The 23467-nt window shown below is 64.3% G+C and carries 21 protein-coding genes; 14 read left to right on the forward strand and 7 right to left on the reverse strand.

From position 1 onward, the window contains the following. Nucleotides 1–13 precede the first annotated feature (13 nt). Nucleotides 14–937: a vWA domain-containing protein gene (locus CH302_RS11200; RefSeq protein WP_037192418.1), complete on the forward strand. Its 924-nt coding sequence runs from the start codon at nucleotides 14–16 to the stop codon at nucleotides 935–937. An 88-nt stretch (nucleotides 938–1025) separates the two neighbouring features. Continuing rightward, nucleotides 1026–2189 (forward strand): epoxide hydrolase family protein, encoded by a 1164-nt coding sequence (locus CH302_RS11205; RefSeq protein WP_037192555.1) that lies wholly within the window; start codon nucleotides 1026–1028, stop codon nucleotides 2187–2189. Here the strand turns inward: CH302_RS11205 and CH302_RS11210 are convergent. The 5 genes from CH302_RS11210 to CH302_RS11230 are packed head-to-tail and all read right to left on the reverse strand — an operon-like array spanning nucleotide 2172 to nucleotide 6392. Next, nucleotides 2172–3485, reverse strand: a complete 1314-nt coding sequence (locus tag CH302_RS11210) for an MFS transporter (RefSeq protein ID WP_052047821.1) — start codon at nucleotides 3483–3485, stop codon at nucleotides 2172–2174. The genes CH302_RS11205 and CH302_RS11210 overlap by 18 nt on opposite strands. 21 nt (nucleotides 3486–3506) lie before the next feature. Beyond that, complete coding sequence (locus CH302_RS11215; protein ID WP_037192415.1) at nucleotides 3507–4736, reverse strand: hypothetical protein; 1230 nt, start codon at nucleotides 4734–4736, stop codon at nucleotides 3507–3509. Beyond that, nucleotides 4733–4978: a hypothetical protein gene (locus CH302_RS11220; RefSeq protein ID WP_037192413.1), complete on the reverse strand. Its 246-nt coding sequence runs from the start codon at nucleotides 4976–4978 to the stop codon at nucleotides 4733–4735. Before CH302_RS11220 ends, CH302_RS11215 begins: the two co-directional genes overlap by 4 nt. Next, nucleotides 4975–5610, reverse strand: coding sequence for a VOC family protein (locus CH302_RS11225; protein ID WP_037192410.1), 636 nt, complete (start codon nucleotides 5608–5610; stop codon nucleotides 4975–4977). The genes CH302_RS11220 and CH302_RS11225 overlap by 4 nt, the downstream gene beginning before the upstream one ends. 29 nt (nucleotides 5611–5639) lie before the next feature. After that, nucleotides 5640–6392 (reverse strand): maleate cis-trans isomerase family protein, encoded by a 753-nt coding sequence (locus CH302_RS11230; RefSeq protein WP_037192407.1) that lies wholly within the window; start codon nucleotides 6390–6392, stop codon nucleotides 5640–5642. A gap of 252 nt (nucleotides 6393–6644) precedes the next feature. Between CH302_RS11230 and CH302_RS11235 the strand changes: the two genes are divergently transcribed. From CH302_RS11235 to CH302_RS11255, 5 genes are read left to right on the forward strand one after another with little or no spacing between them, the layout of a single operon-like run. Continuing rightward, the gene (locus tag CH302_RS11235; protein ID WP_094649947.1) at nucleotides 6645–8747 is read left to right on the forward strand and encodes a hydantoinase/oxoprolinase family protein; all 2103 of its coding nucleotides are present in this window, start codon (nucleotides 6645–6647) and stop codon (nucleotides 8745–8747) included. A 20-nt stretch (nucleotides 8748–8767) separates the two neighbouring features. Further along, a complete protein-coding gene (locus CH302_RS11240) occupies nucleotides 8768–11089 on the forward strand; it encodes a hydantoinase B/oxoprolinase family protein (protein ID WP_037192401.1) in 2322 nt (773 codons plus the stop codon). Further along, a complete protein-coding gene (locus tag CH302_RS11245) occupies nucleotides 11086–12765 on the forward strand; it encodes a (2,3-dihydroxybenzoyl)adenylate synthase (RefSeq protein WP_037192397.1) in 1680 nt (559 codons plus the stop codon). The genes CH302_RS11240 and CH302_RS11245 overlap by 4 nt, the downstream gene beginning before the upstream one ends. After that, the gene (locus CH302_RS11250; protein ID WP_037192394.1) at nucleotides 12762–14291 is read left to right on the forward strand and encodes an FAD-dependent monooxygenase; all 1530 of its coding nucleotides are present in this window, start codon (nucleotides 12762–12764) and stop codon (nucleotides 14289–14291) included. The genes CH302_RS11245 and CH302_RS11250 overlap by 4 nt, the downstream gene beginning before the upstream one ends. A 25-nt stretch (nucleotides 14292–14316) precedes the next feature. Continuing rightward, nucleotides 14317–15033: a TetR/AcrR family transcriptional regulator gene (locus tag CH302_RS11255; protein ID WP_052047820.1), complete on the forward strand. Its 717-nt coding sequence runs from the start codon at nucleotides 14317–14319 to the stop codon at nucleotides 15031–15033. A 60-nt stretch (nucleotides 15034–15093) separates the two neighbouring features. On the opposite strand, the gene CH302_RS11260 is transcribed toward CH302_RS11255, so the two are convergent. Beyond that, nucleotides 15094–15930, reverse strand: coding sequence for an alpha/beta fold hydrolase (locus tag CH302_RS11260; protein ID WP_037192392.1), 837 nt, complete (start codon nucleotides 15928–15930; stop codon nucleotides 15094–15096). A gap of 169 nt (nucleotides 15931–16099) precedes the next feature. Here CH302_RS11260 and CH302_RS11265 point away from each other — a divergent pair, with 169 nt between their 5' ends. The 7 genes from CH302_RS11265 (at nucleotide 16100) to CH302_RS11295 (ending at nucleotide 22702) form a co-directional block, all read left to right on the forward strand. After that, nucleotides 16100–17089 carry an ABC transporter substrate-binding protein gene (locus CH302_RS11265; RefSeq protein ID WP_082323724.1) on the forward strand — a complete coding sequence of 330 codons (990 nt, stop codon included), beginning with the start codon at nucleotides 16100–16102 and terminating at the stop codon, nucleotides 17087–17089. Further along, a complete protein-coding gene (locus CH302_RS11270) occupies nucleotides 17086–17898 on the forward strand; it encodes an ABC transporter permease (protein ID WP_052047819.1) in 813 nt (270 codons plus the stop codon). Before CH302_RS11265 ends, CH302_RS11270 begins: the two co-directional genes overlap by 4 nt. Next, entirely contained in the window at nucleotides 17895–18668 is a 774-nt protein-coding gene (locus CH302_RS11275) for an ABC transporter permease (RefSeq protein WP_037192551.1), read from the forward strand. The genes CH302_RS11270 and CH302_RS11275 overlap by 4 nt, the downstream gene beginning before the upstream one ends. Then, entirely contained in the window at nucleotides 18629–19459 is an 831-nt protein-coding gene (locus tag CH302_RS11280; protein WP_230596329.1) for an ABC transporter ATP-binding protein, read from the forward strand. The genes CH302_RS11275 and CH302_RS11280 overlap by 40 nt, the downstream gene beginning before the upstream one ends. 106 nt (nucleotides 19460–19565) lie before the next feature. Continuing rightward, nucleotides 19566–20726 (forward strand): alpha-hydroxy acid oxidase, encoded by a 1161-nt coding sequence (locus CH302_RS11285; RefSeq protein ID WP_230596328.1) that lies wholly within the window; start codon nucleotides 19566–19568, stop codon nucleotides 20724–20726. A gap of 78 nt (nucleotides 20727–20804) precedes the next feature. Then, entirely contained in the window at nucleotides 20805–21290 is a 486-nt protein-coding gene (locus CH302_RS11290) for a nucleoside deaminase (RefSeq protein WP_052047817.1), read from the forward strand. 32 nt (nucleotides 21291–21322) lie between these two features. Continuing rightward, a complete protein-coding gene (locus tag CH302_RS11295) occupies nucleotides 21323–22702 on the forward strand; it encodes an alpha/beta hydrolase (protein WP_052047816.1) in 1380 nt (459 codons plus the stop codon). A gap of 11 nt (nucleotides 22703–22713) precedes the next feature. Here the strand turns inward: CH302_RS11295 and CH302_RS11300 are convergent, their stop codons facing one another. Beyond that, a complete protein-coding gene (locus CH302_RS11300) occupies nucleotides 22714–23466 on the reverse strand; it encodes a ferredoxin reductase (RefSeq protein WP_037192382.1) in 753 nt (250 codons plus the stop codon). Nucleotide 23467: the final 1 nt, after the last annotated feature.

Below are 23467 nucleotides of genomic sequence, written 5' to 3' on the forward strand. Positions count from 1 at the left end.
GACTCCGAAGCCGTTGCGACGCAGGCCGAAACAGCTGACGGAGTCACCGTCGGTGTTCCGTCCGGGCGGCGGGAGCGGTGCGGTGCTGATCGCCGAGGGGCGCAGCAAGCCGGGTAAGGCTGTCGGTGAGAACAACCCGTCGGCACCCGGGTTCACCGAGGAATCGGCCGAAGTGATTCCGCTCAACGACGCGACCGAGAACGAGTCGACTGCCGACGCCGCGACGCGGGCCCGCGCCCGGAAGATCGCGGCGCGTTTGGCAGTTCGACGTCCACGGCTCGATGCACGCGCGCGACGTGGTGCCGGCGAGCTGACGTCTCTGCGCTACCGAGGTGGCAGTGACGAGATCGATCTCGACCGCACTCTGGACGTGTTGGCGGCAAACCCGATACCCGAAGAGGATGACATCGTCGTCCGAGAACGCCGTCACACCAAACGTTCCATCGTGCTGGTGGTCGACATCTCCGGGTCGATGAAAGGTGAACGGGTACGGACTGCGGCCGCGACCGTCGGCGCTCTGACCGGTGAGATGAATCGAGACAACCTGGCTGTCGTTGCGTTCTGGTCCGACGCGGCCGTACTGACTCGATTCGGCGACTCACGGACCCCGCTGGGAATTCTCGACACCGTTCTCCGCATCCCGGCGCGGGGGCTGACCAATGTGCAGTTCGCGCTCGAGACCGCGGCGGGGCTCCTGCGCACGGTATCCGCCCCCGATGCGCGGGTTCTTCTGCTCTCGGACTGCGTCCACAATGCCGGTCCCGATCCGCGACCGACCGCGGCGAGAATTCCGCGCCTCGATGTATTGCTGGATACGTCCGGGGAGAAGGACGTCGACCTCGGACGGGATCTCGCTCGCATAGGTCACGGACGTATACGGACCATCAAGACCTACCGCGACGTCGGACCGGCGCTGAGTGCACTGTTCGGTGGGTGAGGTGTGGAAGTGGGCCCGATCGAGTCGTGCGGCCGATCGGTCGTGATTGCGGACCGTTACTGTCCGCGATGACTTGCACGATGACATCATGACAATCACCGCGCCTTCCATCCCGTTCGTGGTCGACATCCCGCAGTCGGAGCTCGACGACCTGTCCCGTCGTGTTCGCGACGCACGTCTACCCGAACCCCTCGGTGCAGATGACTGGACCACCGGAGTGCCTGTGTCCGTGCTCCGTTCGATGGCCACCACCTGGGTCGACGACTTCAGCTGGCGAGAGGTGGAGAAGCAGCTTGCGTCGTTTCCGCAGTACATGATGGAGATCGACGGTCAGCGCATCCACTACCTGCATGTGCGGTCCTCGCGAGCCGACTCCACTCCTGTTCTGCTGTGTCACGGGTGGCCGGGGTCGTACCTCGAGTTCCTCGACCTCATTCCACTGCTGACCGAGCCTGAGGACGCCGGATCTCAGGCATTCGACGTGATCGTGCCATCCGTGCCAGGATTCGCCTTCTCCACGCCGCTGTCCGACGACGGGTGGAGTACCGATCGCGTCGCCCAGGCGTTCGTGGAGTTGATGTGCTTCCTCGGATACGGCTCCTATGTCGTGCAGGGCGGTGATTACGGTGCCGGAGTCGCACCGGCGATGGGTCGTCTCGATCCCGACCACTGCGCGGCCATTCATGTCAACGGGTCGATCGGTGCGCCCTTCCAGGAACCCGACGAGGCGGAACAGAAGCGTTGCACCGAAACCGAATTGGACCGCTACCGGCGCGTTGGCGAGTTCATGGAGTCCGAGTTCGGGTACATCTCCATCCAGTCGACGCGTCCGCAACTGATCGGTGCTGCTCTGACGGACAGTCCCATCGGTCAGTTGTCATGGATGCTGGACAAATTCCGCGCGTGGACCTACCCGTTCGACGAGGAACCGGACGGTGCTCTCGGCCGCAACCGGATTCTCGCCCACGTCACCCTGTATTGGTTGACGCGGAGCGCCGGTAGCGCCGCCTACACCGTCTACGCGGCGGATGGAGGGGCTTGGGACGGTCCAAAGGCAAAGCCGTCACAACCGGTGGGTGCCATCATGTTTGCGCACGACATCGGCATCAGGCACCTTGCGGAACAGGAGTTCGACATCGTGCACTGGACGGAGGTCCCGGATCTCGGTGGTCACTTCGCGGCGATGGAGGAGCCGGTGCGCCTTGCGGCGGATCTGCGCCAGTTTCTGTCCACGTTATCGTCGGCCGGTTGACCGACCGCTGGGGGTGGGGACACTCGCCGGGGCGGCCGACGAACGCCGTCCGGTTGGCACCAGAATCGTCACCCCGGCGCCGATGATCGCCGGCAAGGCGAACGCCAACAGCTGAGTGCTGGTTCCCGCGCCGGCGGCAACGAACAGTCCGCCGTACGTGGGACCGACGATCGCGCCGAGTCGTCCCACCGCGAGTGCGACGCCCAGTCCTGTGGTTCGGCACGACACGGGGTAGTAACTTCCGATGAAGGTGTTCAGCAGGATCTGCGTCCCGGTCGTTCCCATTCCTGCGATCAGCACCAGAACGTACACGATTCCGATCGGGGGAGTGGTCGCAATCAGTGCCAACGACACTGCTGCACTGAGGAATCCGAGGGTAGTCACAGGTTTGATTCCGAACCGGTCCGCCAGATAGGCGCCGCCGAGCGCGCCCACTGCACCGCCCACGTTGAGCACCAGCAGGAACGACAGTGCTGCGCCGAGCGGGTATCCGGCCGATCGCATCACCGCAGGCAACCAGGTCGCGACGCCGAACAACACGAGGAGACACAACAGGGTCATCACCCAGAAGGACAACGTCACTCGCGCACGGTTCGCGGTGAACAGCGCACCGATTCCGCGATCAGTCGATGTCGGATCACTGCCGGGGTTCTCCTCTACCTCCTCGAGACCGTACCGCTTCGAGATCGTCTGTGCCGCATCGCTCCTGCCCCGTGAGTTGAGGAAAGCGGGCGATTCGGGGAGGTATCCGAGCATCATCGGCAGAATCAACAACGCCGGAATCATCCCAGCTGCGAACATCGCCCGGAAGCCGAATGCCGGGACGAGCCACAGGGACAGGATTCCGGCCGCGATACCGCCGACACTGGTGCCCACGAATCCCAGTGCGACCGTTCGTGCCCTGGTGTCGAGCCGGGAAAATTCGATCAGCATCGACGCCGCGGTCGGCATCAGAACGCCTGCCCCGACGCCGACGACAAATCGCGCTGCTCCGAACGTCTCGGGCGAGGGTGCAAGTGCACAGCAACCCATCGCGGCCGAGAACAATGCGACCGCGGCGATCAGGGCGCGTCGTCTACCCCAGCGATCCGCGATGCTGCCCGCGGCCAGTGCCCCGACCAACATGCCGACTCCCACCACCGAGCCGAGGACACCGACGGTCGCTGGATCCAGATCCCACGGCTCGTAGGCCAGGAGCGACGGAACCACCGTTCCGTACATCAGAAGGTCGTACCCCTCCAACGTCAACGCCGATAGGCACAGTGCGACGACAGGCGAAAAAGTGTTACGTGACATGATATTCCGCTCGCGAGAGGGTCAGATGAAATGTTCGGACAACCAGGCACCGATGTCGGCGGCGGCCAGAGAAGCGCCGGTGGGCGCGCCGTCGCGAATGGGGCCACCGAAGTGGGTGCCCTCGATCGCCACGCGAGTCTTGTCCACTGAGCCCAGGGCCTCGACCATCCTCGACGCGTCCTCCGGGAAACATGCCTGATCGCCGGTCAATTCGACGAACAACGACGGGACCGTGACCGACGGTGCGCACCGAACGAAGTCGGCATTGGAGCTCGGACCGGACCACGTCGACAGCCAGGCATCCGGCGTCGACAAGCGAGCGAAACCGACGAGTCCGTAGTTCGTCAGATCCGGCCGTCGGCCGAACAACGAACCGTAGGGGCGGGCGTTGGGACTCAGCGACAGGTCGGTGAATCTCAGGTCCGCGTCGGTTCGATAGACGGTCAGTATTCTCGGTGCCAACGCATCTCGACGATCGGCAGGATTGCCGCTTGTCTCGAAACGCCGTCGGGCAGCGGATGCTTCGGCGACCCGTGACCGCGCGATCGCGTCGAGCCGAGCGACTCGCTCGAGCTGAGCGGCGCGATACCTCTGAACGAAATCGGTGGAATAGGTGGAGCTTTCAGGTGCATCGACAAATCCGTTCGCCGTGTCGAAGGGATCGAGTGCCGGGTCGACGGACATGGGGTCCGATTCGTCGACGACGGACGGATCGATCAGTCGCAGCAGCAGCGCACCCTGTCCGGGGTGCGGAGCCATGAATATCGCACCGTCCGGCACTGGCATCTCCGCGGACGCGAGGTCGATCGGTCGACCTGCGGGCGTTGCCGCCAACCGATCCCCGGGCGCGAGACCGGCTTGCTCGTGGTAGAACGCGAACAGGGTGCCGCCACCCGAGTGTCCGAGCGTCACAACGTGATCGAACGATCGTGAGCGTAGGAACACCTGCCCGGCGGCGGCGTCGAGCAATGCCTGCTCGTGCACCAGGGAGATGTCGTTGTTCACCGATCGCGTGCCCTGAGTCCACACTGCGTATCCGCGGGCGAGCAACTCGGGCACGAGAACGTGATGCGTCAGGTCCTGTCTCGGGTGCATCAAGGCAACGACCGTCTCGGCACCAGGGACCGTGCGCAACACACCGCTGACCTTGGCACCGTCCGCGGTGGTGAGCTCGTGCGCCGAGGTCACCGTGTTCGACGGAGCCTCGGCGGCATCGATGTACCGGTCTGCGCCGAGTCGGGTCCGAGTCATGACTGCTCGACGCGCAGGGCGTCTTTGTCCCACTGTGTGATTCGAGACTGCGACAGCCCGGAGACGCTGCTGTACCAGACGGCGTGCCTGCATCCGGTGGCCCGACGATCGATGACGATGTCCCCGTCCGAGACTATGCGGAAGTACGGGCCGACGTGGTCGACGCGTACGGCTGGGTCGACGTCGGCCACCGATGCGATAGTGGTGTTCTCGGGAATGTCGAGTACGTACAACGTGGTCACGAAACCCCCACCTCGTTCTCGGCCGACCAGTCGGCCGCACGTTCGACGATCAGTTCGGCCTTGCGGGTCAACAGGTTCGCCATGCTCGGGTCGGGTCCGCGAACGACGTCGATCAGGGCGTCGATCGTGAGGTTCGCGTCGAGGTCTTCCTGCGGCGTGACCGGACGCATCGCGCGGGTGAGCTCGATCATGTAGCCGTTGGGATCGTGTGTGTAGATCGACTCGATCGTCTCGTGTTGGATCTGCATCTCCACGGGCCAGTCGCTGCCGTCCAGCCGCCGCCGGTATTCCATCAGGTCTTCTTCGCTGTCGACGTGGATTGCCAGGTGACGCGAGCGGATGAAGAAGATCGGTACGTCCTCGGCGAAGCGTGAATAGGAATCACCCTGTGGTCCACCGTCGAACGGTTCGAGGCCGAAGTAGTAGAAGAACGCGAGTCGGTCGTCGTTGCCGATGTCGAAGAAGAAGTGAATGAAGTCGGGATGCTTCTCCGGGCCCCACCCTGCGGCGCAGATGGAGTGGACGACGGGGAAGCCGAGCACGTCGCGATAGAACTCGACCGTTGCCGCCGGATCGAACGTGGGGTAGGCGACGTGGTCGACGCCCCGGACCTTGTGTGGCAAGTCGGACATGAAGATTTCCTCTCTACGAAAGTGACGATCTACGAGGTGACGACGGCGTCTGCCCGGAGCAGTGAGCCGGCGTCCGGGAGATCGACGGGTAGGTCCAGCGCACGGAGCAGGCTGTAGGCACCTGCCGTCGCGGCCGACAGAACGGGGATGCCGAATTCGTCCTCGGCAGCCTGGACGAGCGGTAGGGACGGCATCTGTACGCACGCGGAAATCACCAGGGCGTCGGCACCTGTGAGATCCAAGGACCGTGCCGCGTCCATGACTCGTTCGCCTGGGATGCAGCCGACTTCGGCGTTGTCGGAGACCTCGAGTGCACGCCAGTCGAGGACGCGAATGCCCTCGGCCTCGATGTACTCGACCACCTTCTCCGCGAGCGGCCGCATGTACGGCGTCACCAGAACGATGTTCTTCGCGTCCAGGGCACGCAGGCCTTCCACGAGAGCGCCCGCGCTCGACCTGACGGCTGCATCGGATCCGCCTGTGGCGAGCTGTTCCGCGATGAGCCCCTCGACCCGTTGGTGTTCCCCGGGTCCCGCGACCATGAGGGCGACGAGGCATGCGTAGAGAACGGCGTCGATTCCGGCATCGCCCAACTCGAGGATGCACCGTTCGCGCTGGGCATTCATGGCCCGCAATTGCTCCGGCGACACGGCCTGCATGCGCATGCGCGAGGAGTGGAACGAGAACCGGGCATCTCGATGTCGCGCCAACAGGGCGGGCATCTCCGTTTCCACGGTGACGTTGGAGCTCGGTACGACCAAGCCCACACGATGAATACTCATGAACTGCCTTTCGGTAATTGACGCTGATGACGAGTATTCGACGTTTGCGATGATTCGTCAAGCGGCCTGGAGCTGGGGAATCGAATCCGGGTGTCCGGTCGGGCAGTATCGAGGGAAGTGGCAGCACTCACATTCATGCTTGACATGTCGTCGGTCACGTCGAATACTCGACGCAGACGTAAGCAGTGTTCGAGGGTGTTTCGCTCTCACACGCCAGAACGTCTTCGACTCGGACCTAAGGAGCACACCGGCATGACCTATGTGATCGGAGTGGACGTCGGCGGAACGTTCACGGACGCAGTACTCGACGACAGTTCCGGCACCGTGGTCGCTGCAAAAGCGCCCTCGACTCCACCCGACTATTCCCAGGGGGTCATCGACGTTCTCGAAGCGTTGGCCGAACAACTCGGATGCCCGGTGCAGGAAATGCTCGCGAACACCCACCACATCGCGCACGGCACCACGTCCTCGCTCAATGCTCTGGTGATGGGCAACGTTCCGCCGGTCGGATTCCTGACCACCAAGGGGCATCGGGATTCGATCTACATCATGAACGTCGAGGGCCGTTACCTCGGTGGCTCTCCCGAGCAACTGCAGAACGTGTTGGGACAGAGCAAGTCCCACGGTCTCGTCCCCAAGCGACACGCACTCGAGGTCACCGAACGGCTCAACCGTGACGGCACGGTCGTCGTCGCGCTGGACGAGGAGTCCGCGCGCGTCGCCATCCGAAGCCTCGTCGACGACGGCGTCTCCGGCATTGCGGTCTCGCTGCTCTGGTCGTTCCGTAACCCTGTGCACGAGCAGCGCATTCGCGAGCTGGTCCACGAGATCGACCCCGACATGTTCGTCTCGCTGTCCTCCGAGGTGAGCCCGCGCATCCGTGAGTTCGCGCGTAACGCGACGACGATCATGAGTACCCAGATCGGCCCGGGATTGCGCGATTACCTCGGCTCGTTGGAAAAGAAGCTTCGCGCCCTCGACCTCGCCGGCCCACTCCTGGTGATGCAGAGCAACGGTGGTGCCGTTGCCGCAGTCGAGGCCCCGAAGAACGCCATCAGCACAGTCGGGTCCGTGTTGACCGGCGGCGTGGTCGGTGCGGTATCACTCGGAAAACAGCTCGGTCACAAGAACATCATCGCCACCGACGTCGGCGGCACCACCTTCCTCGTCGGCCTCGTCGTGGACGGTGAGCCGGTGCGTGCGTCGAGCACCATCATCAATCACCACCCGATCAACGTGCCCACCCTGCAAGTGCACGCCATCGGCTCCGGTGGCGGTGCCATCGCGTGGGTGGATGCCGGCGGCAACCTCCAGATCGGGCCGCACAGCGCACAGGCGGTACCCGGACCTGCCTGTTACGGACAGGGTGGCACCGAACCCACCAATGCCGACGCCAATCTCGTCCTCGGGATCCTCCCCGAACGCGGATTGCTCGGTGGTCGCAAACCACTCGACAAAGAGCTGGCGCGCGAGGCCATTCGACGCCGCATCGCGGAACCGCTCGGTCTGTCGATCGAGGACGCAGCCGCCGCGATCTATGCCGTCCAGAACGCACAGACCGGCGACCTTCTGCGCAAGACCGTTGTCGAAGCCGGGCACGATCCGCGCAACTTCGTTCTCTACGCATTCGGTGGAGCCGGCCCATCGCATTGCGCTGCCTATGCCGCCGAAGTCGGCGTCAAGGAAGTCATCGTTCCGCTCGGGCAGGTGGCATCGGCGTTCTCGGCCTACGGTCTTGCGTCGTCGAACATCGTCCTCGCGGCCGAGCTGTCCGACCCGGCGGCGATGCCGCTCGATCCTGCTCGCGCAGAAGCTAATTTCGACGGCCTCGAGAAGCGAGTCCGTGAAGCCCTCGGTCGACAAGGACTCAATTTCACGTCTGTCCAGGTCGAACGTGAAATCGACATGCGGTACACGATGCAGTTGGCAGAGGTTGCCACCACCATTCCCGAAGGCTCGCTCGACTCGTCGAGCGTCGCACACGCGTCCGACCTCTTCGAGCAGCGCTACGCAGACTTGTACGGGAAGGACAGTGGTTTCCGTGAAGCAGGTATTCAGGCGATCACCTACCGCGTGCGTGCAACCGGCGTCCTGCCGTTCTCACCGACGCTCCCCGAGCTGAAGTCGGCCGACTCCGCCGACGCCTCGGTCGCTCGCATCGGCACCCGAAAAGTCAACTTGGACGGCCGAATCGGCTACGTCGACACCGACATCTACGACTACAGCAAGCTCGCCGCCGGGCACGTGCTCGCCGGCCCCGCCATCGTCGAAGTCCCGACGACCACAGTCGTCGTCCCGCACGGCACCACCGGAACTGTCGACCGCCTCGGCAACCTCAACATCGTCGCCGGCTGAGACCACAGGAGAACCGAACCATGACATCCGCAATTCCCGGGTCCGAGATCTTCTCGTCCCGCCCCGTCGACCCCGACGCCCTCGCCCGCACCTTGCCACCGACGCTGCCGGTGCACACCGTCACCCAGCAGCAGATCGACGAGCTCGACCCGCTGACCTACGAGGTCATCCGACACCGACTCTGGTCGGTCACCGACGAGATGGGCGAGGCACTCAAACGAATGTCGGGCTCACCCATCGTCACCGACGCGAACGATTTCGACTTCGCGATCAGTGACGAACTGGGACAGGAGGTTCAGGTGGGCCTCTACAACACCATGCTCGTCGGAGCCGTCGACCTGGCGATCTACTGGACCTTGCAACACCGTGCCACCAACCCCGGAATCGCGCCGGGTGACATGTTCCTGTGCAACGACCCATGGGTCGGCGGGGGACTGCATCAGAGTGACGTCATCGTCTACCAACCCATCTTCCACGAGGGCAAGCTGTTCGCCTGGACCAGTGCGATCTGCCACGAACCCGACCTCGGTGGTTCCGGCCTGGGATCGTTCGATCCGTCGGCGAAAGACGTGTTCTCCGAATCGCTTCCGACTCCACCGGTCAAGGTGGTCCGCGATTACGAGCTACAACGCGACATCGCGGATCTCTGGGTTCGACGCTCCCGCGTTCCCATGCTGGTCGGGCTCGACCTGCGCGCCAAGATCGGCGCGAACACCGTCGGCCGCAACCGCATGCTTGCGGTCATCGAGCAGTACGGTGCCGACACCGTCAAAGCCGTCATGAAGCGCATGATGACCGACGCCGAAGGACGACTGCGCAGCAAGCTCTCCTCGCTCCCCGACGGGACCTGGAAGGCCACCGGCTACCAGGACCAGTCGCACACCGGTGACCGCGAGGTTCACAAGATCACCGTCGCGATGACCAAGACCGACGACCATCTCACGTTCGACTTCACCGGCACCGACAAGCAGACGGGTGTCATCAACTGCACGTACGCAGGTATGCGCGGCGGCGTCATGCTCGCGTTGCTTCCGATCCTCGCCGGTGACATTCCCTGGTCTGCAGGCGGATTGATGCGATGCTTCGATCTGGTCTCCGAAGAAGGCACCATCAACAACGCGAGCTTCCCGGCTGCGGTCAGCCGTGGTCCCATCGGACCTGCTTGGCTGACCGGAACACTCATCGCCGAATGCCTGTCGCAGATGCTCGACAGATCGGTCGACCTCGGCAAGAGCGTGCAGGCTGCGTGCTGCGGTACCTGGGACACCGCCGTGATCGCAGGCCTCGACGAACGCGGGGAACAACCCGTTCCGTTCCTCAACATCATGATGGAACCGATGGCAGGCGGTTACGGCGCACGCCCGACGGCAGACGGCATGGACACCGGCGGACTCTTCTGTATTCCGATGGGGCGCATCCCCGATACGGAAATGACCGAGTTCCTCTACCCGCTGCTGACTCTGTGGCGTCGTGAAGAGCCCGACTCCGGTGGACCCGGTCGTCAACGCGGAGGCGTCAGTGCATCGCTCGCTGTCACGCCGTACGGCACCTCACTCCCGATGGGCCTCGTCCTCGCCTCGGCGGGTAAAGCCGTGGCACAGAACAACGGCCTCGCCGGCGGATATCCCGGCAACACCGGACTCGAAATCCTGGCGCGCAGTACCGACGTCATCGAGCAGTTCGCAGCCGGCAAGATTCCCGGAGCCCTCGACGAGCTCGGCGGCGGAAAGGAATTCGGCGCGTGCTACGCCGAAAGCTATGTCGCTCCCGGTGAGGTGCTGTACATGCATTGGCAGGGAGGCGGCGGCTACGGAGATCCGCTGCACCGCGATCCGGCTGCTGTCGTCGTGGACCTACGCGAGGGCAAGGTCACCGCAGAGGGGGCGAACGTCGTCTACGGCGTGGTGATCGACGCGGGAACGGTCGACGAAGCCGCAACTGCACGACGACGTCGAGACATGATCGACGAACGGCGCACGCGTTCCACTGAGCACTCCGATGCTCCCATCATGGATCTCTCGCTGGCCAGACGTCTCGACGACAACCTGTCCGAGGTGACCGTCGGAGACGTTCGGGTCATCGCCTGTGCACAGTGCGGTCGTTTGCTCGGTGACGAGAAGACCAGCGGCGTATTGGATCTGGCTCGCTACGAGGGGCCGTCCTCGGCGGCGGGGCCGCAGGTGACGTCGGATCCGTCCATCTACGTCGACACGCCCATCGTGTTCCGTCAGCTGTGCTGCCCGGGATGCTGGACGGCCGTGTACTCGGGAATCGTCCCGGCCGATCACCCCGATCATTCGTTGGAGATCTCTCGATTGCTTCCAGCGGTGGCCGAACGATGACGGTGACCACCGAGGCGACCCACTCGGACTGGGACGGCCGGCTGGTGGGATACCCGGAGGATCGTGCGCAGCACTACCGCCGGAGTGGTTCGTGGAGTCCACTGCCCACAGGTCGCCGGTTCCACGACATCGCTCTTCGGTATCCCGACCGGCTCGCGATCATCAGCGCCGAGGGTTCGATGACGTTCGCCGAACTCGACCGTCGTACCGACGCCGTCGCTGCCGGATTGATTCGACTGGGACTGGCGCGCCTGGACCCTGTGTTGTTCCAGATGACGAACCGGCTCGAGACGGTTCTGGCCTGGTACGGCTGCATCAAGGCCGGACTGGTTCCGGTCGCCACGCTGGCCGCGCACCGAATGCACGAGATCGCGCACATCGGTGCGGCGGTGGGCGCGGTCGCGCATGTGGTCGAGGCCGGCCTGCCGTCGTTCGATCTGGTCTCGTTCGCCCACGAACACGCCGCGGGCAGCGAGACCGTTCGCCACGTGGTGACGGTCGGGGCGGTGGAGACCGACGAACTGCGGCTGGAAGACCTCGGGCGCGGCATCGATCCCACCGAGGCCCGAGCTCTCGTCGAGGCCATCGAGGCGGAGACGGATCCCGAGGATGTGGTTGCATTCCAATTGTCTGGAGGGACAACGGGAGTGCCCAAGGTCATCCCACGGATCCATGCCGAGTACTGGAACAACGCACTCATGTACGCCCAACGGCTCGAGTGGACCGCGGACAGCCGCGTCGCCCATCTGATCCCCATCGTGCACAACGCAGGGATCGCCTGCGGTCTGCACGCCTCGCATTCGGTGGGCGCGTGCCTGGTACTCGCGACCGCCGACGTCGGATCGGCGTTCGACCTGATGGAGCGCGCGGAGGCCACCGAGGTGTTGATCGGCCACGGTCACTACCAGGCCGTGTCGAGCCCCGAGTTCGATCGCGTGCGTGAGCGTCTGCGGCACGTGATCCTGTCCGGTGCCAAAGTCTCACCGGCACTGATGGACCGCGTCGACGACGGCGGAGATCATTGGGCGGGTCAACTGTTCGGGATGTCCGAGGGGCTGCTCACCGTCACCCCGGTCGCCGCCCCTCGCGACGCTCGAATCACCACAGTCGGTACTCCTGTCTGCGCCGAGGACGAGGTGCGCATTCTCGATCCCGGCACGGAGATCGAGCTACCCGACGGGGAAGTCGGCGAATTGTGTTGCCGTGGCCCGTACACGATCACCGGGTATTTCGGTGCCCCCGAGCACAATCGGACTGCCTTCACCTCCGACGGCTTCTACCGAACCGGCGATCTGGCGTCGATCTCCGTCGTCGACGGCGAGCGGTACGTCACGATCGAGGGTCGCATCAAAGACCTCATCAACCGCGGCGGCGAGAAGATCAACGCCGAGGAGGTGGAGCTTCTTCTGCTCGACCATCCGGCCATCGAGGGCGCGGCCGTCGTCGCGATGCCCGACCCTCGACTCGGCGAGAAGACGTGCGCGTATCTCGTCACCGACGGGGCCCCGTTGACGATGGCCGACGTGCAGGACCATCTCACGGGACTCGGTGTGGCCAAGTTCAAATGGCCGGAGCGCCTCGAGTGGCTCGACGCGCTTCCCCGAACCAACGTCAACAAGATCGACAAGAAGCGTTTGCGGCTGGACATCGCCGCAAAGCTCGAGAGGCAACAATGAAACTCGACCGCGTCGCAGTCATCGGCGGGGGCCCCGGTGGCCTCTACGCCGCGCGGCTGCTGAAACTGTCCAATCCCAACGCGGAGATCACCGTCTACGAACAGAGTTCACCGGACACCACGTTCGGGTTCGGAGTCGGCCTCGCCTCACGGACGCAGCGAAATCTACGTCAGGCCGACGCTGCATCACTCGATGCAATTGTCGCCCAGTCGTATTCACACGAGATGTCGATGCAGGTGGGGGATTCGATCGCCCGCTTGGCCCACGGCGATCTGCTCGCTGTGGCACGTACCTCGCTGCTGTCCGTCCTGCAGGAGCAAGCGCGTGACGCCGGTGTCCGGCTCGAATTCGGCGAACGCCGTGAACCGGGCGATCTCGATGCCGACCTCGTCATCGCCTCGGACGGAATCAACAGCGCAACGCGAACGGCAGACCCGGGTTTCGGCACCGACATCACCACCGGGACCGGCCTCTACCTCTGGTGCGGAACGGATTTTGCACTGGCAAGCGCCATCTTCGTACCCGTCACCACCGAGCACGGCACTTTCGTCGCGCACGCGTATCCCTATGCGCCGGATCGCAGTACGTTCCTGATCGAGACGGATCTCGACACGTGGCATCGCGCGGGCTTCGACGTCACGACAGCAGCCACCGACCCGACCGACAGTGACGAGGCATCGTTGCGCTACCTCGAGTCTGCCTTTGCCGACACCCTCCAGGATCACAGGCTCATCGGCAACAGGACCCGGTGGATGCAGTTCCGAACCGTCAAGTGCCGCAAGTGGTCCGTGGACAACGTCGTTCTTCTCGGGGACGCCGCCCACACAGCCCACTACTCGATCGGATCGGGAACGAAGTTGGCCATGGAGGACGCCATCGCGCTCGACGCTGCACTGGCGTCGGCTGCGACCGTCGGCGAAGCCCTCACCGAGTACGAACGGGTGCGTCGCCCCGCGGTCGAACACCTTCAGCAGATTGCCGTGCGAAGTGAACAGTGGTGGGAGTCCTTCCCACAACGGATGGATCTGCCCGTGGAGCAACTGATGGTGGCGTACATGACGCGCGCCGGAAAGGTCGGTCTAGAGCGGTTTCTCGAATCTGCCCCCGAGGTGGCGTGGAAGGGAATCGCGAGCTACGCGAAGGTCCCTGCGGACTCGAAGGTTCCCGTCGATGTGTCTCGGTGGATCCTCTCGCGCCCCATCGAGCACGGTGGCCGGTCGTTTCCCGACCGATTCGCCCCGTCCGATCTTCGCGAAGACCCGACGACGACGGTGGTCTCCGTGGACGTCGAATCTGCGTGGAACGAGAAGGCGACGGCCATCGTCGACGAGTCCAGGGCAAGCTCCACGGTGTGGCTGACCGGGTCAGGCGAGCGTGATCGCGTCCTGACCCGACTCGATGTCGCGGAGCGAATGATGCGCAGCACCGGTGCACTCGTCGTCGTCGACGTGCCGGAGGAGTGGATGCCCGACGCGGTGGCAGGTCTGGTCAGTGCGCGCACCCACCTCGTGTCTGTCGGTCGTTGACGGGAGCGACGGTTATTCTTCGGTCATGACACGCGAGGACTCACAGCGGGGCGCGGCGAGGAATCCGCGTCGGGAGCTGGTCGAGAAGCAGATTCTCGACCAGGCCACGCGGTTGTTCGCGGAGAAGGGGTTTGCCAGTACGACCCTCCAGGACATCGCCGACGCAACGGGCCTCACCCGGCCGGCGCTCTACCATTACGTCGCGAACAAGGACGAGTTGCTGTCGCGTCTGATCAGTGAGAGCACCGAGACGCCTGCCGCAGTTCTGCACCAGATCAACGAGCGATCCGATCTCGGTCCCACCGAGAAGCTTCGCAAGATGGCCACCGCGATCGCCCTGAACCAAGCTGAAACCGCCGACCGTTTCAAGCTCATCATCAGGTCGGAAGCCGATCTCCCCGAGGAGATTTCGCGGACCTACCAGCAGAGCCGTCGGCACGTGCTCAAGGAGTTCGTGACGGTCGTCGAAAGCGGTGTCAAGGCAGGAGAGTTCAGGCCTGTCGACCCGCGTACTGCGGCACTCGGCATCATCGGAATGCTCAATTGGGTCGCCTGGTGGCATCAGAGCGGTGATCCCGACGCCGATCGGAGCGTGGCCGTCCAACTCGCCGACATGGCACTGCGCACCGTTGCTCAGGACAGCGGCAAGCCCGTCGTACCCGAGGGACCCGAACGGGCCATCTCCATGCTCCGGGAAGACCTCGACTACCTCGAACGCATCCTGGCTCGGGATCGAACCTAGGCAAACGTCAAAGAGCGGCTCCGTAGTGCGACCGTTCGCCGCTCGTAACGAATCAGCTGGTCATTCACCTCGCAGAGCCCGATCGACGATCGCTCCGACAGCGGCAGCACCGACGGACGTCATGATCGTCCCGGCGTGATCGAGCCCCGGCATCGGGGTGATGGACGTCAGGTCGAGTGCGTCGATGTCCTGAGGCGAGTACATCGGGGCGGATTCTGCACCAACGCTCCACTGCGCGTGCAGGAATCGAATCGGCATCGTCAGTTCCCGGAACCGCGAAGCGCCGAAGAACACGTCTGTGGCGTCGGCGACGACCGCAGCGGACGACAGTCGAATCGATCCGTCGGCCAGATCGTGTTCGGCATACGTCCGTAGCAGCGGGTCGCTGCGGTCGAGTAGCGGCAACGAGGTCGACACCAAGAACTCGATGTAATCCTCGATGTCGTTCCACCGCTGCTGAGTTCGAGCAATCTTGTCCGCGAAAGCGGCCGCGACGTTGTCCTGTGTGAGACCGGCGGGCGGTGCCACCGGAACGCCCCCGTCGACGAGAACAAGGCTTTTCACTCTGGATGGATACCTGGCCGCGAATTCGACCGCCACGAAGCCGCCCATCGACATTCCGCACACGTGCACGGCGTCCAGTTGCGCAGCATCCAAGACGGCGTCCAGATCGTCTGCGTGCTGGGTCAACGACGACGGTCCCGTGACGTCCACGCTGTCGCCCCTGCCGCGGAGATCCGGTGCGACGAGCGTCAGGTGCGGCGACTCTGCGCGTAGCCAGCCCCACAGCATGCGCTGGCTCGAGACCCCGTGCACCACGAGAACGGGCTCGCTGGTCCCGGTGTGTGTTTCGACGACGATGTCTCCGCCGGATACCGGTACTCGATCGATGGTCATGGTGCCGACAGTATGGGAAGCAGGCTTCGGACGGGATGGATTGGATCCCCACTGTGCACGTTGAAATGTGGATGGATCATCTGTATCGCTGTGTGGTCTCCGTCACTATCGTCAACTCTCGACGCTGCAGCAGGCAGTGCGGGTCCGAGCCAAACGAAGGTGATCGCAGATGATTCCACAACGCCGACATGTCCGAACGCGATTGACCACTGTGACGGCCGGACTCCTTCTGGCGTTCACCGCGACCGCATGCGGTGGAACGCAAGCAGCGCCTGCGGCGTCGGAGAACGGTCTGACCACCGTCCGCCTCGGCAATGTCCAACTGTCCGACTACGCCGCGGTGTTGCTGGGCGTGGACCAGGGCATCTTCGAGCGCAACGGATTGAACATCGAACTCGTCGACATCACGCCCGCGGACCTGGTCGGTGGTCTCCTCAGCGGTCAGGTAGACATGAACCCCAATACCGGTCCCGGCACCGTGATGGCGGCCGGTAAGGGGATACCCCTGGCTGTCGTCGGCGGCGTCTCCACCTTCCAGGCAGGCCCGGACGGACGCACCGGATCGACCCTGCTGGTCGAGGCGGGGAGTCCGATTCGCACCGCTGCCGACCTCGAAGGCAAGACGGTCGGAGTGAACCTTCTGGCATCGGCATCCGAGTACGGGGTCCGAGGTGTCGTCGACCAAGCGGGGGGCGACGGCAGCGACGTGTCGGTCATCGAGGTTCCGTTCTCCGCCATGGGCGAGTCGCTCACCGCCAATCGCATCGACGCGGCGCTGGTCGGTGATCCCTACGCCAGTCTGCTGTTGAAGACCGGACAGTTCGAGGCACCGATGGGCGACCCGATCGAGCAGGTCTTCGGCCCCGCGCCCCGGGTCGTCGTCACCGGTACCCGCGACTACGTCGAGACCAACCCCGAGGTGGTCGACAAATTCCAGACCGCACTCGACGAGTCGGTGGCGTACGCCGACTCGCACCCCGAGGACATGCGCGCCGCCATGGTCGAACATTTCGGCACCCCAGCCGACACCGTCGGGGACACGGGGTACCCGGCACTCGAAAGTCGCGTCGACGCAGCGGGACTGGACGACATCGCCACGATTCTCCGGGGAAACGGGACGCTCGATTCCTCGGCTGACATCAGTGGGCTCACCCGATGACCAGTGCGGCGCTGCGCACCGCGCCGGTGCTTCGAGTGCGACCGGCAATGCCCTCCGCGGCGCAGAAGGCCATCGCTCCGGTGGTGCTGCTACTCGGTTGGGCCGCCCTGTCGTCGTCCGGCCTGTTCGCCGCGGACACGATTCCCGGCCCCGTTCCGGTGGCCGCGAGAGTGCTGGACATGGCGACAACGGCGACGTTCTGGACCGATATCGCGTCGACCATGACCGGCTGGGCCTTGGGCCTGCTGTACTCGACCATCATCGCGGTGCCGTTGGGAATTCTGCTCGGGACGAGTGACTTCGCCTACCGCAGTTGCCGATTCGTCATCGAGTTCCTTCGATCCATTCCGACTTTGGGGATCATCCCCCTCGTCGCGCTCATCTACGGAACCACCCGTCAGACGGAGCTGACGGTGGTGGTGGCAGCCTGCGTGTGGCCGATCCTGCTCCAGACGATGTACGGGGTCCGGGACGTCGACGGTGCCGCACTCGAAGCGGCTCGGTCGTATCGCCTGAGCAGATTCCAGGTCATCCGCTTCGTCATCGTGCCGTCCGCTACTCCGTTCGTGGCCACCGGCTTTCGTATCGCCGCGGTGATGGCGATGCTCCTCGCGATAGGAATCGAGCTACTGGCTGCAGTGCCGGGAATCGGAAAGACGCTCGCGCAGGCTCAGACGAACGCGCAGATGGTCGACGTCTTTGCCCTGACTCTGGTGACCGCCCTCATGGGTGTCGCCGTGCTGTATCTGTTCGCCGCGGCCGAGCGCCGGCTGTGCCGCTGGCACCCATCGCAGAGGATTCCGTCGTGACCCGTATTCGTTCGATCGCCGTCGAGGCCTGGCTTCCGGTTCTTCTCGTCGGACTGTGGTGGTTCGTGTCGAGCAGTAGTTCCTCGTTCTACTTTCCACCGCTGCGCGAGATCATGACGCGGTTCGCAGACCTGTGGTTCTCCGATCAGTTCGTCGTCCACGTGGTGCCGAGCCTCCGAAACTTCGGCATCGGGTTCCTCCTCGGCGTGACAATCGGAATTCTGTGCGGCCTCGCGCTGGGTTCGATGCCGCAGACGCGTCGTGCGCTGTCCCCGACACTCGAATTCATCCGAGCCACACCGGTTATCGCCCTGGTTCCGTTGACGATCGTGTTGCTGGGAACGGACGTCGTGCAGAAGGTGGCCATCATCGCCTTCGCCTGCATGTGGCCGACGTTGCTCAACACCGTCGACGGAGTTCGCGCCGTCGATCCACTGGTACGCGATGTCGCGAGGAGTTACCGTCTCGGCCGGTGGGATTCGACCATGCGCGTGTTCCTGCGTTCCGCCACACCTCAGATCATCGCGGGAATGCGAACCAGCGTTGCCGTTGCAGTCGTGGCCATGGTGGGCAGCGAGCTGTTCGCCTCGTCCGAGGGGATCGGCTACTTCGTACTGCAATCTCAGCGCACCTACGCCATGACGGACATGTGGGCAGGACTCATCATGCTCGGACTGCTGGGCTACGGACTCAATCTACTGTTCGCTCTATTGGAGAGAAGGACCCTTCGGTGGCATCGTCTACGACTCGAAACGACCGCAGCGCAGTGAACGACCGACCCGCGCCCGCAGTGGCCGTCCGGAAGCTGTGCAAGACCTACGCCGGTGCAACCAGGCCCGTGCTGGAAGACGTCGACTTCACGGTCGACGAACGTGAATTGGTCTGCATCGTCGGCCATTCGGGCACGGGCAAGTCGACGTTGCTTCGCGCTGTGGCCGGACTGACATCCGCGACGGGTGAGGTGTCGATCAACGGCACGAAGGTCGACGGCCCACCGGCTGATCTGGCGGTCGTCTTCCAGGACTACGGTCGCTCGTTGCTCCCGTGGATGCGTGTCGGAGAGAACGTGGAACTTCCACTGCGTCGCACCACAGGCAAGGCGGAGCGGCACCAACGTGCCGAATCCGCCCTCGAATCGGTCGGACTCGAAGGTCGCGGTGACCTGTACCCGTGGGAGATGTCCGGCGGAATGCAGCAGCGCGCGGCCATCGCCAGGGCGCTCGCGTTCGAGCCTCGCGTTCTCCTGATGGACGAGCCGTTCGCGTCCGTCGACGCCCAGACCCGCGCCGATCTCGAAGACCTGACGATGAAGGTGCAACGCGAGTTCGGGATGACGGTCATCATCGTGACCCATGACGTCGACGAAGCGGTCTACATGTCCAACAAGGTGATCGTTCTCGGCGGAGCCCCGGCATCGGTGACGGCCACAGTCGCAGTGGCACTACCGGATTCACGAGACCAACTCAGCACCAAGAGTTCGGAACTCTTCGGTTCTCTGCGCATGGACGTACTTCGGCGCATTCGCCCCGACCTTGCCGGTCCGGCCGTCTCGGTGGCCTGACGAGAACCGAACGAAAGGCGAATCGATGACGGACTCTGCCGATACGAACGGACCGCGGACACATCGGAGGCTTCCTCGTTGGCGAGAGGTGGCACCGTTTCTCGAAATGCGCGCGACGAGAGGCGATCCCGTCGACAGGCGTCTTTCCCGAGCACACACCATCGGTGACCTCGCCGAGATCGCTCGTCGGCGCACCCCGCGTTCGGTCTTCGAGTATGTCTCCGGTGGTGCCGAGGGTGAGGTGGGCATCGAGCGCGCTCGGGCGGCGTACGAACGAATCGAGTTCAGACCACACGTGTTTCGAGACGTGAGCGCAGTCGATACCTCGACGTCGATTCTGGGTCGGACAGTGGCGCTTCCGTTGATCCTTGCCCCCACTGGTTTCACCAGAATGATGCAGCACGAAGGCGAAACTGCGGTGGCACGCGCGGCAGCGGCGGCATGTGTGCCGTACGCGCTGTCGACGATGGGTACCGCAACGATCGAGGATGTGACGAGAACGGCACCGACCGGTGCCAATTGGTTTCAGCTGTACCTCTGGAAGGACAGGGCGGCCAGTCGGGACCTTGTCGAACGGGCGGCCCAGACGGGGGTCGAGGTACTCGTTCTCACCGTGGACACACCCGTTCCCGGTAACCGTCTGCGCGACGTGCGCAACGGTATGACGATCCCACCGACTCTGAACATGCGAACCCTGGCCGACATGACACGGCACCCCAACTGGTGGCTGAATCTGCTGACCACCCAACCGCTCGAGTTCGCAAACCTGACGTCCTTCGAGGGTACCGTCGGTGAGCTGGTCAAGAGTATGTTCGACCCCGCACTCACGCTGGCCGATCTCGAATGGTTGCGCTCCGAATGGCCGGGAAAGCTTGTGGTGAAGGGGATTCAGGACGTCGCCGACGCGCGCGACGTCGTCGACGCCGGCGCGGATGCGCTGGTGGTGTCCAATCACGGTGGTCGCCAGCTGGACCGTGCACCGACGCCTCTCGAACTTCTCCCCGAGGTGGTCGATGCGGTCGGGTCCGGCGTCGAGGTGTACGTCGACACCGGAATAACGACCGGATCCGATCTGATAGCCGCGGTGGGGTTGGGAGCCACGGCTGGGATGGTGGGGCGCGCGTATCTGTACGGGCTCATGGCCGGCGGACAGAGAGGTGTGACATCCGCCCTCGACATCTTCCGTTCGGAGGCGACTCGGACGATGCAGCTGATGGGCGCACAGACACTGACGGACGTTCGGGGACGTGTGACGCTGCGGCGGTAGCCACTGGTCCAGCAGGCGGTGTGTTTCGAGACGGTACGGTCGAGGCGTGAAAACTTCGATCCTCGGCACCGGTGCCTTGTGAGCATCTCTTCGAGCGACCGTGCATTCCTGGCCCGTGCTGTGGATTTGGCGGCAGAGGCGGCGCGCACGGGCAACGATCCGTTCGGCTCGGTTCTGGTGTCGGACAGCGGCGAGCTGTTGGCCGAGGACAGGAACAGGGTCGGTGACCTGAACGATCCCACTCGGCACCCCGAGATCGCACTGTCTCGGTGGGCTGCGACCAACCTGGACGCCGATCAGCGCCGATCCTCCACGGTCTACACCTCCGGCGAACACTGCGTGATGTGCTCCGCGAGCCACGGGATAGTAGGACTCGGCCGCATCGTCTATGCCACGTCGACGGCTCAATTGCTCACGTGGCTCGAAGAATTCGGTGCTGCGCCACTCGCAATCACGCCATTGCCCATCGAACGGATCGTCCCGGGCATCGTGGTGGACGGGCCGGTGGCCGAGTTCGGCGACACCGTTCGCGAACTTCACCGGCAACGCCACGCGTCTGCGTAGTCACGCACTCGAGAAAGACAAGGGAGAAGACCGTGCCGGACGGCATCGAGGTCGGAACAGGGCACCGAACCAGAGCGAGGACGGCTGCGCTCGCGGTCACAGGCGGCGTCAGCGTCGTACTCGCATGGCTCGAGTTCGTCCTCATCCGTCAGCAGCTCGCTGTGGGGTTGTGGATAATCGCCGCGGCAGTCGTGGCAGTCTGTCTCGTCGCTTCCGATGCCAGAAAGCACGTAGCCGTAGGAACGTCGCTCGGGTCGGTCACCGTCGTGACCCAGGTGGCATGGCTGGTGACGGGATTTCACACCCTGTGGGTCATAGCCTTGACCGCGGCCGTTGCGCTCGGTTTCTTTCTGCTCGCGTCGGCGTGGGCGGGCCGTTCGGCGGCCTCCACTCGTAGGGTTGCCACCGCCCTCCCGGCCGGCCTCGCCGCAACGATTGCATTGGTGGGCTCCGCCGCGGTCGTCGGCATGGCGGCCGATCCGGCACCGCTGGTCCGATCGCTGCATGCGTTGGGGCAGAGCAATTCCTTCGAGCCCGACGCGCAGACAGCGACGACGGTCGTAGACGGTGCACGACTCACCAACGACGTCGAATACGGCTCGACGCTTCCGAATTCGTTTCTCGACATCTACATCGCCGACGACGATCCATCGGTCGGCCGGCCCACGTACGTCACTGTTCATGGCGGTGGCTGGATCGTCGGTGACAAAACGGATGGTGCTCCCAGCGCAGATTCCGGCGGTGCATCGTGGGCCGGCCCCATGCTCGACGCCGGCTACAACGTGGTGTCGGTGAATTACGCGTTCGCGCCGAGCTACCGATTCCCCACGCAGACAATCCAACTGGGCCAGGCCATGCAGTTTCTGGAAGCGAACGCCGACGGGTACGGACTCGACATGAGTCGCGTCGTGCTCGCCGGAACCAGCGCGGGTGGCCACATCGTGGGCAACTACGCCACCGTGCAGACCAATTCCGACTACGCGCGATCACTGGGTATGGAACCCACCATGGACCGAAGTGCCTTGAAGGCGATCGTGTTCGAGAGTGCTGCCCTCGATGTCGGTAGAGCGGGCGCACCGCAATCACCGAGCCCGTCGAACGGTTTCTTCTTCGACATCGCCGCCCGAAATTACCTCGACACCACCGACGCAGCAGTGCTGGCGCAGGCGAACGTCATCGACAACATCACAGCCGACTTTCCGCCCAGTTTCATCTCCGACGGCAACACCGGTACCTTCCCCGACCAGGCAGCCGAACTGAGCGCCGGACTGGACAGAGTGGGCGTCGCCAATCGCCTGAACCTGTACAGCAAGAACGAGGCAAGACTGGACCATTCGTTCATGTCGGTGGATTCGGAGTGGACCGACGAATACAGCCGCCTCAAGATCGAATTCCTCCGCGGCATCGTCTGATTCACCGCACCTCAGCTCGGTCCGAAACGCTCCGTTCGGATGTTCGCTGCCGAGTGCCCCCGCTCCACCAGCATGTCGGCCACAGTGTCGACGAAGCTCGTGGGGCCGCAGATGTAGCACCGCGGCTCGAACTCCGCCGGCCATCCGTGGGCGTCGAGGTCCTCGATCGTGATGCGGCCGAGTGGCCGTGCATTGCCGGCAGGGGCGCGCCGCGTGTGGATCATGGTGACGTCCACGCCGGCCGGCGGGCGAGCCCACTCGTCGGCGAAATAGACCTCCGCGGGTTCTCGCACCGAGTACAGCACCCGGAACGGCACCCGTCCGCCCGTTGCGGACGCCTGGGCGCGCACCATCGCGCGGAGCGGGACGATTCCGGAACCGCCACCCACCAACAGGATCGGCGGAGACGGGGTCTCGGAGGGCTGGGACGGCCGCCAGACGAACCATCGACCCACCGGTCCGCGGATCTCGATGCGATCGCCGACCTCGACGGCCTCGACCAGGTACGGCGACACCTCACCGTCGGCGACGTTCTGCACCGTGATCTCGATGCGCGACGTGCCGTCGGGTGCCGACGCCAAGGAGTAGCTTCGCTGCGCGCTGTAGCCGTCCTCGGCGGTGAGCTTGACGTCCACATGCTGTCCGGCGAGATGGCCGGGCCATCCGTCGACGTCGAGAACGAGGGTGGACGCGGTGGGTGTCTCACGCCGCACGGTCGCCACCGTGGCAACGAGCCAGGGTTTCGCCCCGGCTGCCGATGTCACG

Source organism: Rhodococcus sp. 15-2388-1-1a, assembly GCF_002259145.1.
In the GTDB taxonomy this organism is placed as follows: Bacteria; Actinomycetota; Actinomycetes; order Mycobacteriales; family Mycobacteriaceae; genus Rhodococcoides.